Below are 15,091 nucleotides of genomic sequence, written 5' to 3'. Positions count from 1 at the left end.
TTATCATGATTAAAATTAACAATGTAGAAAAACGCTTTGGTGAACTTCATATTCTGAAAGGCGTGTCACTGATCATCAATAAAGGGGATGTCATCTCCATTCTTGGTGCGAGTGGTTCTGGCAAGTCCACGTTGATCCGTTGTATCAATGGATTAGAAAAAATTCAGGCGGGTAGCATCACGGTGGATGGCCTAGAGGTGAGCAAGAAAGCAGAATTGGCGGAGATACGGAAAAATGTGTCTACGATATTCCAGCATTTCAATTTATACCCTCATTTGACGATTTTAGACAATATTACCCTTGCGCCGATAGAGGTTTTGGGGCGCACAAAAGAAGAAGCGACGAGCAAAGCGATGGAGCTATTAAACACAGTGGATCTCGCAGACAAAATGAATGCTTATCCGGCCCAGTTGTCTGGTGGCCAAAAGCAACGCATCGGTATCTGCCGCGCTCTGGCGATGGAGCCAGAATATCTTTTATTAGATGAAGTCACGAGTGCGCTTGACCCTGAGATGACCTCTGAGGTGTTAGATGTGTTGGCGGAGCTTGCCAGGACGGGCACAACCCTAATTTTCGTCACGCATGAAATCGCATTTGCAAAGAAAATCTCCAATCGAATTGTTTTTTTAGACGAAGGGAAGGTTCGAGTTGATTTGGACAAAAATGATTTCTTTTCAGAAGAAGGTGGAAAGAAAGACCCGCGTATCGCTAGATTTTTAGAAAAAATGGATAGTAAATAATGATTGTTCTCTCAAATTCAGAAGCTTGGCCTGGCATTGACGATACCGCAAGGATGCTAGATAACGGGGATAACGGTTTGGACGCCATTATCCATGGCATAGAGAAAGTAGAAGCGGAACCGAGTATTCGTAGCGTTGGCTATGGCGGATGGCCGAATCTTCTTGGTGATATGGAATTTGATGGCGCGGTGATGGATGGTGACTCATTGCGAACTGGTGCGGTGGGTGCAGTTAAAGATCATTTCCATATCACCCGTGTCGCAAGAAAAGTGATGGAAGAGCTGAATCACGAAATTTTGGTCGGCGAAGGTGCGACCCGTTTTGCTAATGAGATGGGTTTTAGTTGTTCTAACCCACTTCTTGAAGATTCCAAACAAGTTTGGTGGAAAAAGCTTCAAGAAATCATGGGGGAAGAGAATCCAGATCTATCACAGTGTGATCTTGCCCCTTTAAATACCATGATCACGGATCCAGAAAAAGTACGGGATACCACGGTATTTCTTACGAAGGACAATCAAGACAGTATTTATTCCGCAACGAGTACTTCTGGTTGGGCGTGGAAATATCCAGGTCGCTTGGGGGACTCCCCGATTGTGGGTGCTGGCTTTTATGCCGATAGCCGTTATGGTGCCGCGGCCTGTACTCATACCGGAGAGATGACTATTCGTGCAAACACATCGTATTCAATTGTCATGGCGATGCGACTCGGTTATTCGCTGCAACAGGCGGTAGAGTTGGCCATTGAAGAGCTTGTCAGGCTAAAAGGTGGATTTTTAGGTGGCGTGGTTATCCATGCCATTGATAACAAGGACAATCACCGAGTGGTCAATGTTGGCTGTGAGGGCGATATTATTTACTGGGTATATAAAACCGGTATGGACAAACCGCAAGAGTGTATTGCGGAAAAATATTAATAAGGGACGAAATTATGAAATTTAGATCTATATTAACGACAATGTTGTCTGGCGTTATCGCGTTGAGCTCATCGGCTGCTATCGCGGGTAAACTGGATGATATCCGCGAACAAGGCTACATTCGAATTGGTGTTTCTCTAGGTGGTGAGCCTATCGGTTTTCGCAATCAGAAAAATGAACCAGTCGGTTATGATGTTGATCTTGCGTATCGTTTGGCAGAGAAGCTAGGCGTGGAAGCTCGCTTTACTGATGTGCACGGTGATGCGCGTGTTTCTATGTTATTTTCCGACCAGCTTGATGCCGTTATTGGTAACATGTCCGCGACGCTCGAACGTGCAAAATCAGTTAATTTCTCTATTCCTTATGCGCGAGCGGGCTTACGAATTATTCATCAAAAAGATATGGCAATTAATTCGCTAGCGGATTTAAAAGGCAAAAAGGTGGTTGTTGGTCGTGGTTCAACGGGCGAAACGTTCTTAAAGCGTGAAGTACCTGAGGCGACATTGGTGTATACCGATAACTTCGCACCAGATGGCATTTTGTTACTGCGCCAAGGCCGAGTTGATGCCGGTATTGAAGACAGTTCTTTGATAGATTATTTGGCGACGCAAACGGACCGTTTAGAGACACTACCTGGCTTACTTTCAAATGATCCGATTGGTGTGGGTATCAGAAAGGGCGATCAAGAGTTTTTACGCTGGATGGATATGTTTGTATCTGAATATATTAGTTCTGGTGACTATGAGACATCATACAAAAAATGGTGGGGTGCAGATGCTAACCCTCCAACATTGAAGCCAATATGGTAACCCCTAATCCATTACAGGTTATCTAGATTATTTAGATAGAACTGAGTCTCAATGACCCAATGGCTTTCTTTCAAAGGAAGCCATTTTCTATTGTCTGTTTCTTTATGGTTAATGTTGATTCCTTGAGAGGACTGAACGTGATCAACAATCGAAATAATGGCCTGTACAAAATCATGTTTATTGTAACCGATGGTCGAAAACTGATAGTTTCCTCGACGCGAAAATTCAGTATTATCGAACCCAAATATGCAATGATTATGAGGTAAAGCCTTCAGATTAAAATAATCAACAGCCGCCATTGCCATGGAATCTGATGTACAAAATACACCGAGATTAGAGGAGTCAGAAATATCAGATGATTGCAGATAATTTAACGCGTCATCGTACGAATAGTTACAAAAAGTGGAACTGATGAGTTCAATTTCGTTGGCGTTAAATTGTTGCAGGTAATGAGAAACACGTTGCTTTTCGGTGACGGATGATTGTCGACCAGCAATTAAAATAGCGCGAGTAACACCTATCGACTGTGCGTAGTGAACCGCACTTAAGATCCCCGGTTCTTCATTGACTTTTACTGAATAGCCATCTTGTTGGCTCTTTCCGTTAAGCATGATGATATTGTTCGTAAAAAACAGGGACTCAGCAAGCGTTGGTTCGATAAGATCAGAGAAAATTAAGGCGGCGTCAACGTATTGAACGAACGAGTTTTTTTGTAACGCTTTTATGTCATCTAGTGATTTTAATCGAACGAAGAGTGCACGTTTACCTATGGCCTGAATGCTTTGAATAAGAGAGTCAAATAAGGTGAGATCACTGACATCTGAGATATGATTGACCACTATGGCCACAAGCCCGGTTTCGTTATTGGCCAGACTTTGCGCAAAAGGGTTAGCGACATACCCCAAGGTTTCAGCTGCTTGCAAAACGCGAGTTTTTTTGTCTGCTGAAATGGGTCTGTTTTTTCCAGATAAGGCTCGTGATGCTACCGCTTTTGAAACGCCGGCTAGGGTGGCCACATCGGCGAGTGTTGGCGTCCGAATCTTCTTATCCATTGAGTAGATTCACTACAGTATGTACTTTGTCAAAAGAAGTCACGTCGATAAGTTGGTCACCATTTATTTCGGCTCCCATACTTACTTGGGAATTGAGGTTAATCATTGCGGACTGACGCTGAGTTTTGCCGGATAGGTGAATCTCTGTTGCCCCTGTCGTTTCAATCAATGGCAGGGCGTTATGTCGGTTCACACCACAACCGGGCATAATTGAAAGGCGTTGGTTTGCTTGTTCGACGAACTGCTTTATTTCGTTGATGCCTTTGTCGGCGGTTGCTTGTTGTCCAGAAGTTAAGATTCGTTCGCATCCAAGATCGACGACTTGTTCGAGTGAATATTGCCAATCTTGTACAATGTCAAAGGCCCGGTGGAAGGTTACACCCAAATCGCCAGCGTGATTGATCCATTGTCGGCAAGCGCTGACGTTGATAGTGGCATTCGCATTGAGTGCTCCAATAACAATACCGGCGACGCCCAAATCTCGCATCATTTGTATTTCATCCGTCATCATGTCAATTTCGTTTGAGGAGAATAGGAAATCTCCCGCTCGTTGACGAATCATGGCATAGATCGGGACAGTGCTATTCTTCACGGCATAATGTGAAAACGCCCAACTTGGTGTAATACCACCGACAGACAACGCGCTACATAACTCTATTCGTTTTGCTCCCGCGTCAACGGCAGTGTGTAAGGATTCAATATTGTCAACGCAGACTTCAACTACGGTATTTTTCACTATATATGCTTCTGACAGATGTACGATGCCATAATTATACCATCTTTAACGGTAAGATAATGAGTAGATATACACGCTCTTAGTCGATCGATTACTGTTAGAAATTCAATAGATAGCGGTAAGATGGAAATTAAAAAAACCGAGCAAAAAGCTCGGTTTTTTTGTTCAGTCATTCTGTTACGAATGACTGATTTCGCGATGATTCGTACGGTTACGCTAGCACTTCATTCGCGGCTTTAACCACGTTCTCGACTGTAAAGCCGAACATCTTGAAGAGTTCACCCGCTGGAGCAGACTCACCAAAGGTGGTCATTCCGATAATACGACCGTCAAAACCAACGTATTTGTACCAGAAATCAGCAATACCTGCTTCAACAGCAACACGTGCTCTTACGTCAGCAGGAAGAACAGCTTCACGATAAGCGGCGTCTTGCTTATCAAACACATCCGTTGCAGGCATAGAGACAACGCGTACTTTTTTGCCTTCTGTTGTCAGTTGCGCGGCAGCTGCAACAACAAGCTCAATCTCTGAGCCAGTGGCAATAAGGATAAGCTCTGGCTTACCGTCACAATCTTTCAGTATGTAGCCACCCTTAGCAATGTCAGCAACCTGAGACGCGTCGCGCTCTTGCTGTGCTAGGTTTTGGCGAGAGAAGATAAGCGATGTTGGGCCATCTTTACGCTCAATAGCGAATTTCCAAGCCACGGCGGATTCAACTTGGTCACATGGGCGCCATGTGCTCATGTTTGGTGTCAAACGTAGAGAAGAAACCTGTTCAACCGGTTGGTGCGTTGGGCCATCTTCACCCAAACCAATGGAGTCATGCGTGTAAACCTGGATATTCTGCACTTTCATCAATGCAGCCATGCGTAGGGCATTACGTGCGTATTCCATAAACATCAGGAAGGTCGCACCGTAAGGAACAAAACCACCGTGAAGGGCTAAGCCATTCATGATAGCCGTCATACCAAATTCACGCACACCGTAATGGATGTAGTTACCTGATGCATCTTCCGGTGTGATTGACTTAGAGCCAGACCACATGGTGAGGTTTGAAGGCGCAAGGTCAGCCGAGCCACCCATAAATTCAGGTAGCATTTCACCAAACGCTTCTAATGCATTTTGAGACGCTTTACGTGAAGCGATGTTCGCCGGATTGGCTTGAAGGTCGGCGATAATTTGAGACGTTTTTGCTTCCCATTCTGCTGGTAGCTCACCGTTTACGCGGCGTTTGAATTCTGCTGCAAGCTCTGGATATGCTGCTTCATAAGCTGCAAATTTCTCGTTCCACGTTGCTTCCTTAGCTGCGCCTGCTTCTTTTGCAGACCATTGCGCATAGATTTCCGATGGAATCTCAAAAGGACCGTGCTCCCAGCCTAACGCTTTACGTGTTGCAACAATTTCGTCTGCGCCTAGTGGTGCGCCATGACAGTCGTGAGTACCTGATTTGTTTGGAGAACCAAAACCAATCACCGTTTTAGTACAGATAAGGGTTGGTTTACCCGTTTCCGCTTTCGCCGCTTCAATCGCCGCATTGATAGCCGTTGCATCGTGACCATCTACCGCAGGGATAACATGCCAGCCGTACGCTTCAAAACGCTTCGGTGTGTCGTCTGTAAACCAACCGTCTACTTCGCCATCGATTGAGATGCCATTGTCATCCCAAAATGCGACAAGCTTACCAAGCCCTAAAGTCCCCGCAAGAGAACACGCCTCGTGAGAGATACCTTCCATCAAACAACCATCACCCATAAACACATAGGTGTTGTGGTCAACAACGTCGTGACCTTCTTGGTTAAACTGAGCGGCCAATGCTTTTTCAGCCAATGCCATACCTACAGCGTTAGTGATACCTTGACCAAGAGGACCAGTCGTGGTTTCAATGCCTGGTGCATAGCCATATTCTGGGTGACCTGGTGTTTTCGAGTGTAGCTGACGGAAGTTTTTCAAATCGTCAATAGAAAGCTCGTAACCAGAAAGGTGAAGCAGAGAGTAAATCAGCATTGAGCCGTGGCCGTTAGACAGTATAAAACGATCTCGGTCAGCCCACTCTGGGTTTTGTGGGTTATGGTTTAGGTGACCACGCCAAAGTACTTCGGCGATATCAGCCATACCCATAGGTGCGCCAGGGTGACCTGAGTTGGCTTTTTGAACACCGTCCATGCTAAGGGCACGGATTGCATTTGCTAGTTGTTTACGTTCCATTTTTCAATTCCAATGAGTTTTAATATTTGAAAATGGTATGAACCATTTTATGAATCTTTATTTAGAAGCGCCCCAGTATTCGTGGAGCGCTTTTATTAAAATTTGAGGATATTAAAGTTTTGCAGCGATCATCGTTTCTAATTTGCCTTGGTCGACAGCAAAATTACGAATACCTTCAGCAAGTTTTTCAACCGCCATTGGATCTTGGTTATGATCCCACAAGAACTCAGCGTGAGTCATTCGTGCAGGACGTTCTTTTATGTCTGTAGTCGCAACAAGTTTCTCTACAAGATCACCTTGTGCATCTTCTAATTCTTGCAGAAGTTGAGGTGCAATCGTTAAACGGTCACAACCTGCGATTTCAAGGATCTCACCAATGTTGCGGAAGCTAGCGCCCATAACAACCGTGTTGTAACCATGTTCTTTGTAATAGTTGTAGATTGCTGTAACAGATAGAACGCCTGGATCTTCTTGAGCTTCAAAGTCACGGCCTTCTTTCGCTTTATACCAGTCCATGATACGACCTACGAAAGGAGAAATTAGGAAAGCGCCAGCTTCAGCACATGCTCGTGCTTGTGCGAATGAGAAAAGAAGCGTTAGGTTACAGTTGATGCCTTCTTTTTCTAGGATTTCAGCAGCGCATATGCCTTCCCAAGTAGAGGCTAATTTGATAAGGATGCGGTCATTAGAGATGCCTGCATCGTTGTACATTTTTACAAGCTGACGAGCTTTAGTCACGCTGCTTTCTTTATCATAAGACAAACGAGCGTCTACTTCAGTAGAGATTCGACCTGGAATAGTAGTAAGAATTTCTTTACCAATGTTAACGGCAAGCATGTCACAAGTATCTTGAACCTGTTGTGCTTTGTCGCTGCTTTGAGATTTTGCATACTCAATGGCTTTATCGATAAGAGGAGCATACTCAGGAATCTGTGCCGCTTTAAGAATAAGAGAAGGGTTGGTTGTTGCGTCTTCTGGCTTATACTTACGAATCGCCTCGATATCACCTGTATCTGCTACTACTGTGGTTACTTTACGAAGTTGCTCTAATTTGTTGCTCATATCCGTCGTCCTGTCTTGTAAGGCTTAACATAGTCAATTGTTATTCTACCAATTATACATTACAAATAATCAGTATTTTTCATTTTAACTGTAAACAATACCCCGTGAACATATGGAACATTGCTGAGGAATTGATTCGTCCAAATTAGCGGATCTGAGTCGAAAGTCAATCAAGGAGACAAGCTAAAAGTGACTTTAGTCAATGTTTGCTGGGTTTTATATGATATAAACGTTTTCGTCACTTTTTGATTAAGAATTAGAGCGCAAAATCCACAGATATTTTGTGTGAGCATATGTAACGGTACTGAGCTAAAGTAATAGCGGTGTACTGGAAATTGAATAGGTTTAGTCGGTGAGATATGAGTAAAAAAAATCAGGATGTTTTGGATCAGAGTACGGATCTTCTAACTGAAATTTCAGTTGCCTACTATCAAGACGGCGCGACACAAGAAGAAATATCAAAAAAATTCACTATCTCTAGAGCAAAAGTAGGCCGGATGCTGAAGCAGGCTAGAGATGAAGGTATCGTTGAAATCACGGTCAAGTATCACCCAGTATTCAGTGCAAAAATAGAACAACGTCTTATTGAACGTTTCGGAGTGAAAAGAGCATTGGTCGCATTGGATCAACCGAGTGTAGAGCAGCAACGCCTGCAAGTTGCGGGTTTGGTATCAAATTATCTGTCGACGACGTTAAAGGACGGCATGGTGGTTACGGTGGGACAAGGAAGGAATGTCTCTGCAGTGGCTCATCATGTTGGGGTGATTACACCAAGAGATTGTAAGTTTGTTTGCGGTATTGGGGGCATTCACCCAAGGGGAGGAATGTATAACGCCGATCATATTTGTCGTCAACTAGCAAAAAAATACGGTGGTTCATCTGAGACGCTATATGCCCCAGCTTATGCGGAAAATAAAGAACAGAAATTGGCCTTCATGGAAAATACTACGGTTAAGCAAACTCTTGATTTAGCACGCAAAGCCGATGTATCTCTGGTCGGTATTGGCGATATGAGTGAAAACAGCTATATGGTCGATCTGGGTTGGTTTACTGCGGAAGAAGTTGTTCAGTCTAGATTACTGCAGGGGGTAGTAGGGGATTTTGCAGGGTATGATTTTTTTGATATCCATGGTGACACAGCGCAGACAGTAATGAGTGATCGAGTAATAGGTTTAAGCATGAAGGAATTTAAACCTATTGCAGAAGTGATTGCGATAGCCGCGGAAAATAGCAAGCCTCTTGCTTTATTAGGGGCTCTGCGTACGGGGGTTGTTGACGTGATTGCCACGAGTGTTAGTAACGCTCTTACTGTTTTGAATTTAGATGAGAAAATGAAATAAAAGTAATGTAGATAAAGCAAAGTCGTGAATGGTGAGTGGATTGTCACTTTTCACTAGTTTGCTATATCACTTTGCTTCCAAATAGCTAATTGTACCCAAGCATTTTGTAGCTCAACGAGTTCTTCTTCGGTTAAAACCGAGGTGGTTGCTCTCTCATCATTATTTGGAACGATGGCAAAAATTCGAGCTTTAAAGTCTTTTTTTAATTGAGAAATTCTGGATTCCATCACTACTACACTCAACAATTTGTTCATATGACACTGATGTTAAACAGAATGACAGCCCAGAATGATCATGCAAAAGATGTTTAAAAAACAGTGGCACAGGTCACATATATTTAGTTATTTAAAGTAAATACTAGAATTTTATTAAAAGCTCAAAAATAGTTAACCGCAAACCACACAGTCGGGATGTTTGACTAATTTCATTTCTCTCCAGCTCAAATTTAGAGCGTCAAAGATCATCAGTTTTCCACGATAATGGCTTCCATACTGAGAAATAACCTTTATGGTTTCCAGAGCCTGTATACCTCCAATAATGCCGACGACGGGTGACATGACACCGGCTTCAACGCAAGTCAGTGCGTTTTGACCAAATAGAGCACTTAGGCATTCATAGCAAGGTTCATCCTCTTGATATGTATAAACGCTGATTTGACCTTCCATCCGAATGGCGGCACCCGAGACAAGTGGTGTTTTGGTTTGATAACAGAGGCGGTTAAGTTGGTTTCTCGTCTCCTTATTATCGGTCGCATCCAATACGACCTGATGTCTTTCGATTAAGGCGAGCATCGCCTGATCGTTTAGCTTTTCTGCGACAGTGTCTACCGTTAGATGTGGATTCAACCCTCGCAAGCTTTCAGAGGCAGATTGTACTTTTAGTTTTCCGATGTCCGAGTCTGAATGCAATACCTGTCTTTGCAAATTTGATAGCTCTACGGAATCAAAATCAACCAGTGTAATATGACCGATACCCGCTGTAGCAAGATATTGACTAGATGCACAACCTAATCCCCCGGCACCAATAACGAGTACGGAGCTTTGTTTGAGGGCTTCTTGTCCTTCGAAGTCGAAATTCTTCAGTATTATTTGGCGGTTGTAACGGAGCATTTCTTTATCTGAAAGGATTTCCATAGCTTTTCCTGACTGGTTTACGATAACGCTTTCGATAGCCAAGCAACGGCTGTTTGAATGAACAGTCGTTGCTTGTTTAGCTGCGATTAGTATTGCGTGTGATTAAATGGTTGGATATGAACGGTCTCACCCGCATTAACGCGGCTTCGTTCGTGTTCTATGATAACAAAACAGTTGGCTACACTCATCGAAGTAAACGCACCTGAGCTTTGATTACCTGCGCTTTCTACTTCAAATTTGCCATCTTTTACAGTGTAAACTCCGCGCTGGTAATCGGTTCTTCCCGGTTTTTTCTTAAAACTAGACAGCGTCGTTGCAGGAATCGATTGAGGTGGTTGCCAGTCGGTTTCACCAGAAAGTTTCGCAAGAAGAGGCTGTACCAATACATAGGTGGTCAATGCAGCTGATACAGGGTTGCCAGGCAATCCGCAGAACCACGCTTTATCTAGCTTACCAAACGCAAAAGGTTTTCCTGGTTTGATCGCGATCTTCCAGAAACTCACGGAGCCTAATTCATCAAGAATGTCTTTTGTATAATCGGCTTCACCAACACTGACCCCGCCAGACGTTATGACGACATCGGCTTGTTCCTGCGCTTGAGTAAATGCATGTCTAAGTTGGTCTGGAATATCCGGAATGATCCCTAAGTCTATTGGTTCACATCCGAACTTATCCAAAAGGATCTTAAGTCCATATCGATTACTATCGTATATTTGACCCTCTTTTAGGGTTTCACCTAATGGTATCAATTCATCGCCAGTCGAGAAGAAAGCAACCTTAGGCTTGTCAAATACAGATAAGTGACTAATGCCGAGTGAGGCGATCATGGGAATGTCTCTAGGGGTGAGTCGAGTCCCAGCCTTTAATACAATATCACCAGTACGGATATCATCGCCTGTAGGGCGAATATTGTTGCCTTCTTTTACGTCGGTATCGCTGAACTGGATACCGCTATCGATAACGGTTGTGTCTTCTTGCATGACAACGCCGTCACAACCTTGAGGTATTTTGGCCCCGGTCATTATTCGAATGCACGTTCCAGTTAACCAGTCTCCCTCAAAGGGTTGGCCTGCAAAAGATTTTCCACTCATAGGCAAAACATTTGTTGTTTTTAGTTCGCTACGCCTAATGGCGTAACCGTCCATCGCAGAATTATCAAACGGAGGAACATTAATTGGGGAAAGAATATCTTCAGCTAAAACAAAGCCAACGGTGTGTTCAAGTGCACGCGACTGAGTTGATTTAATTGCCGTTATGCTTGACAGCATCTGTTGTATAGCGTCATCGATTGGCATTAGACCTGGGGCATCACAACATCCCATAATGAATCCTTATTATCATTATTAAAATTACGGCGAGAACAATAACATATATCCCCGCTTGCTATAGCCTGTGAAATTCACAAAATAGTAAATTTGATGCAAATAGTCGGTTTCTAATCAGAGGGTTTTACTTTCAGGCAATATGAGCAGGACATTCCTCTTGAACTCAATGGCAGATCGAGGCTTGGAGAAATAATTGTTACTGTAATTCTCTATAAATCCGAGTATCCTTATCAGCCGTTAATTGGGGTTGTTGGACGTTAAAACAGGTCGTTGAACGTAGCAAATAGTAGGAGAGATTATGTCGGGTATTAGCGATTCAGCTCAATTAGTAAAGGATGCGCTAGAGCAGAGAGGCCTCGAAACTCCCATGCTGCCTAATCAGGTAAGCCGAGAAGAGAAGAAACGACGCATAGAAAACCATATGCGCGAAGTGCTGCAGTTATTAGAGCTTGATCTTAACGATGATAGTTTAGAAGAAACACCGGCTAGAATAGCAAAAATGTATGTTGATGAAGTGTTTTCTGGTTTGGATTACAAGAATTTCCCTAAGATCACCGTCATTGAAAATAAAATGAATGTGAGCGAAATGGTAAGGGTAAAAAATATTACCGTTACCAGCACATGTGAACATCACCTTGTGACTATCGATGGGAAAGCCGCGGTGGCGTACATTCCTCGTGGCAAAATTATTGGTCTATCTAAAATAAACCGCATTGTACGATTTTTTGCTCAACGTCCTCAGGTTCAAGAGAGGATGACCCAGCAGATATTAGTTGCTTTACAAGCGTTATTAGAGTCTGACGATGTGGCTGTTACCATTGACGCGACACATTATTGTGTCAAATCACGTGGCGTAATGGATGCAACAAGTGAGACCACGACAACCGCGTTAGGTGGAATATTTAAATCAAATTCGGCAACGAGACATGAGTTTCTATCTGGCCTAAGATAGTACCCCTGAGAGAATAAAAGGAAGCCCCATCAGAGCGTAATCTGTTGGGGCTTTCTATTTTCATAGCCATAATTTATTCATCATAGTAATAGTCTTCGAGTGCGTATGGATCATCGTCTAGTACGTGCTCCATTCGCCCGCGCAACTGTTCGAGTTGATACTCAAGCATATTCATAGTGTCAGTGTCACTTTCAGAACAGGCTATGTATATTTGTTGCTCTAGATCTTCTATTTTTTCTCGCATGTTCATGGCTACCTCCTTTTCTTGGATTACATGAGGACAGTACGAGAGATGCTTGCTGATGGTACGTAGTAAACATCTAACTTCTTTATTGAGAAATTAACGATTCTCAAATCGATTATAGTCTAATAAACCGAATTCGACAGGTTGGTTCCGCTTGTACCACTGATGAACCAAATCGCTAAATGGCCAAAATTCCGGTGAGCTGCGACGAATAGCAAAACGATCCAATAACTTAACGTAATCTTGTTCGTTCTCCATTGAACTCAACATTCGATATAGCGCTGGTACATCATCCTCTTTCAGCCGCCAATAGGTAGCGGGATAACTACCGACGACACCCCGAACCAGCGTTAAATCGTCTTTTTCAGGGGTACGATTTTTGTTCTCATTGAATAAGCTATTGATGTTCTTATGGGTATTATTTCGTAGTAAGGTAAAGAGATGTTGCTCGCCATTTTCCCCTTCAATCATGATCATGCTAATTTGAGCAAGTGTTTGTTCAGAGAAGCCAACGAGATCATCAAATTTTCGCAATATCTGCTCTGTTTCGGGCTTCATACCTGTATTTTCGATCTTGAATCTGTCATTCAAACTCGGCTTTAATCTGCTCTCAAATTTGTCATACAGTTCAGATTTGTAGTCATTGGTGTGATAAACAACACCAGAAGGTTGGTTGAATGGTTCTGTGTTTCGAGTGAGGAAATTAGACATATGTTTGCTCTTTTCTTGATACCAAGAATTATGGATCTCATGTCTAACTTCTCTAGGCAGCAAGCTTAGAAAGTTACTTTCTCCTTCTAGTCGTAAAAAATCCATATACAGTCGAGTTACCAGTTGGTGACCATAGTTGCCATAAACATCGAATCCAGCAACGAGCAGATAATGGATGCGTTCAAGCAGTCCATAGTCGATGATCCAAGCTGTTTTTGGCTTTTTTCCGACCATTCCTTGCACGACAGACGCGCTGTCAAAATGCCTGAATACGGTGAGTGCAGCATTGGGGTTATTCTGGTTACCATCCCATAAGATATCCGTTGTCAGATGTTCTCCATTGTTAAACCATGTATTGGCAAAATTGGCTTTCGCTTTTAGGTAACGAGCCTGTTGTTTGGAGTAGGTAATCCAGTTTGTTACTGGTGCTAAGATGGTCTGTCTTTCCCCTGGTAATCGAAGGTTTTCTGTTTGATTCGAATAAAATGTATCGATTTCAGGTAGATCCGCTTTATCTGGGTCTATGAAAAAGACCCAAAAACGATCGTTAATGACGTTCAGTGCCAGTTGCCCACGACAAACTGGACCTTTGATGAAGGCCATAATGGTATTTTGTGCATTATCGAGCAGAAATTCGAAGCGGGATTTAACGGGAAGTTGTACAAATGCGGTCATTGGGTTTGCAGACACCTCAACGTTATAACTTGGTAGTTCAGTGACAATGTAGTCAGCGTCGGTAAACCATTTTTTCCAGTGGGTAAAACGAGTTTCGTCAAGTGCATAAGGCATGTGAGTTTTGTCTACCGTTGTTGCCAGTTCCGATATTAGTCTGTAATACACACGCTCTATTAACGGGTCATCATAAGGTCGACGTGTCGATATTCTCTTCACCGGCTTGCCTGGAGGCGTAGATGATCGAACGAGACTGAAAAAACGAGTATCCTCAGTTATATCTGAAAAATAGAGGTGGAAAAGAAATAGGTGTTCATATAAATAACGAGCAGTAAGCTGCGCCTTAAGATCGTCTTTATTAAGAAACGTTTCCCATTGAGTTATCGTTTGCTTTTCTTGAATAGTGATGGGTTTTGTTGCCGACATTGGTGCGCCCTGCTCTAACCAACCCATTAACGTTTTAAACTCGACATTGGTCAGTTTCGGCATTCCAAAAGGCATTCCCCAGGTTGGATAAGTCTCTTGATAACGGGCATGTTCTTCAATGGTAGGGCATTGTTCACTTCGATAAACTGAAAAGTCGAACCCTTCCAGTTGATCTTGCGGCGGTAGAGGGTGCTCTTCTTTTTGAGTAAGTAACTTAGCGATTAAGCCGGCGTCCAGATTAGCTTGTGAGGTCTGGGTTCTTTCGTTTAGCACGGGATGAAAATTGTAATTTCGCCACGCTTGCGTTGTTTGTGCATCTTCGAATAATCGGGTAGGAGAGGTAGCCGCGAGACGAGTACCGTTATAAACCTTACTTTTACTGCCACCGCGATCTATCCCTTGCACAGACGACATTTTAAGTTGGCATGGGGCGTCGTAACACGCATGACAGACCACGCAACGTTTATCTATGATCGGTTTTACGTTTTGAATGTAGTGTTCTGCTAGAGCGGTTCCATAGGGGACTTCGCGTTCCCTAACGGACTCTTTACCAAATAATTGGTCAAAATTGACCCCGACATAAGTAGCACAGCCAGAAAAAATAATCATGCTGATAATTGTGAGTAAATTGCGAACCTTCATGGCCATCCGTATCGTCGTTCTTTTTTTAAATTATAAGGTCAATAGTATTCATTGTGGAATGTTTTATATAACAAAAGGGCTAATCAAATATGATTAGCCCTTAGTTTCGATACCGATATGAGGGTCG

14 protein-coding genes are annotated in these 15,091 nt (G+C 43.2%); 5 read left to right on the top strand and 9 right to left on the bottom strand.

What is annotated here, in order from left to right; all coding sequences use genetic code 11:
* Positions 1 to 5: 5 nt before the first annotated feature.
* Genes L3V77_RS18290 through L3V77_RS18280 form a run of 3 tightly spaced genes read left to right on the top strand, consistent with a single transcriptional unit; the run spans position 6 to position 2,463 of the window.
* Complete coding sequence (locus tag L3V77_RS18290) at positions 6 to 740, top strand: amino acid ABC transporter ATP-binding protein (RefSeq protein WP_275137688.1); 735 nt, start codon at positions 6 to 8, stop codon at positions 738 to 740.
* Positions 740 to 1,654 carry a N(4)-(beta-N-acetylglucosaminyl)-L-asparaginase gene (locus L3V77_RS18285; RefSeq protein ID WP_275137687.1) on the top strand — a complete coding sequence of 305 codons (915 nt, stop codon included), beginning with the start codon at positions 740 to 742 and terminating at the stop codon, positions 1,652 to 1,654. Before L3V77_RS18290 ends, L3V77_RS18285 begins: the two co-directional genes overlap by 1 nt.
* A gap of 14 nt (positions 1,655 to 1,668) precedes the next feature.
* Positions 1,669 to 2,463: a transporter substrate-binding domain-containing protein gene (locus L3V77_RS18280; protein WP_275137686.1), complete on the top strand. Its 795-nt coding sequence runs from the start codon at positions 1,669 to 1,671 to the stop codon at positions 2,461 to 2,463.
* An 11-nt stretch (positions 2,464 to 2,474) separates the two neighbouring features.
* Here L3V77_RS18280 and L3V77_RS18275 read toward each other — a convergent pair whose 3' ends face one another.
* The 4 genes from L3V77_RS18275 to tal all read right to left on the bottom strand — a co-directional run bounded on the left by L3V77_RS18275 (position 2,475) and on the right by tal (position 7,519).
* Positions 2,475 to 3,515, bottom strand: coding sequence for a LacI family DNA-binding transcriptional regulator (locus L3V77_RS18275; protein ID WP_275137685.1), 1,041 nt, complete (start codon positions 3,513 to 3,515; stop codon positions 2,475 to 2,477).
* Positions 3,508 to 4,251 carry a copper homeostasis protein CutC gene (locus L3V77_RS18270; protein WP_275137684.1) on the bottom strand — a complete coding sequence of 248 codons (744 nt, stop codon included), beginning with the start codon at positions 4,249 to 4,251 and terminating at the stop codon, positions 3,508 to 3,510. Before L3V77_RS18270 ends, L3V77_RS18275 begins: the two co-directional genes overlap by 8 nt.
* Before the next feature lie 211 nt (positions 4,252 to 4,462).
* Positions 4,463 to 6,457, bottom strand: coding sequence for a transketolase (tkt, locus tag L3V77_RS18265; RefSeq protein WP_275137683.1), 1,995 nt, complete (start codon positions 6,455 to 6,457; stop codon positions 4,463 to 4,465).
* Between the two features lie 111 nt (positions 6,458 to 6,568).
* Positions 6,569 to 7,519, bottom strand: coding sequence for a transaldolase (gene tal / locus L3V77_RS18260; protein WP_275137682.1), 951 nt, complete (start codon positions 7,517 to 7,519; stop codon positions 6,569 to 6,571).
* Positions 7,520 to 7,878: 359 nt separating this feature from the next.
* On the opposite strand from tal, the gene L3V77_RS18255 reads away from it, so the two are divergent.
* A complete protein-coding gene (locus L3V77_RS18255; protein WP_275137681.1) occupies positions 7,879 to 8,859 on the top strand; it encodes a sugar-binding transcriptional regulator in 981 nt (326 codons plus the stop codon).
* Positions 8,860 to 8,912: 53 nt separating this feature from the next.
* On the opposite strand, the gene L3V77_RS18250 is transcribed toward L3V77_RS18255, so the two are convergent.
* From L3V77_RS18250 to moeA, 3 genes are all read right to left on the bottom strand, one after another.
* Complete coding sequence (locus L3V77_RS18250; protein WP_275137680.1) at positions 8,913 to 9,113, bottom strand: hypothetical protein; 201 nt, start codon at positions 9,111 to 9,113, stop codon at positions 8,913 to 8,915.
* Between the two features lie 132 nt (positions 9,114 to 9,245).
* Positions 9,246 to 9,992 carry a molybdopterin-synthase adenylyltransferase MoeB gene (gene moeB, locus L3V77_RS18245; RefSeq protein ID WP_275137679.1) on the bottom strand — a complete coding sequence of 249 codons (747 nt, stop codon included), beginning with the start codon at positions 9,990 to 9,992 and terminating at the stop codon, positions 9,246 to 9,248.
* A gap of 86 nt (positions 9,993 to 10,078) precedes the next feature.
* On the bottom strand, positions 10,079 to 11,314 hold the full coding sequence (moeA, locus tag L3V77_RS18240) for a molybdopterin molybdotransferase MoeA (RefSeq protein WP_275137678.1): 1,236 nt from the start codon (positions 11,312 to 11,314) through the stop codon (positions 10,079 to 10,081).
* A 301-nt stretch (positions 11,315 to 11,615) separates the two neighbouring features.
* Between moeA and folE the strand changes: the two genes are divergently transcribed.
* Positions 11,616 to 12,269: a GTP cyclohydrolase I FolE gene (folE, locus tag L3V77_RS18235; protein WP_195706267.1), complete on the top strand. Its 654-nt coding sequence runs from the start codon at positions 11,616 to 11,618 to the stop codon at positions 12,267 to 12,269.
* Between the two features lie 73 nt (positions 12,270 to 12,342).
* Here the strand turns inward: folE and L3V77_RS18230 are convergent, their stop codons facing one another.
* Complete coding sequence (locus L3V77_RS18230; protein ID WP_195706268.1) at positions 12,343 to 12,519, bottom strand: hypothetical protein; 177 nt, start codon at positions 12,517 to 12,519, stop codon at positions 12,343 to 12,345.
* Between the two features lie 90 nt (positions 12,520 to 12,609).
* Complete coding sequence (locus tag L3V77_RS18225) at positions 12,610 to 14,964, bottom strand: fatty acid cis/trans isomerase (protein ID WP_275137677.1); 2,355 nt, start codon at positions 14,962 to 14,964, stop codon at positions 12,610 to 12,612.
* Between the last annotated feature and the right edge of the window lie 127 nt (positions 14,965 to 15,091).

Origin of the sequence: Vibrio sp. DW001, from assembly GCF_029016285.1 — a bacterium.
Taxonomy (GTDB): Bacteria; Pseudomonadota; Gammaproteobacteria; order Enterobacterales; family Vibrionaceae; genus Vibrio.
Note: the sequence above shows the minus strand (reverse complement) of the source record. Positions and strands in the feature narration are given on the sequence as shown.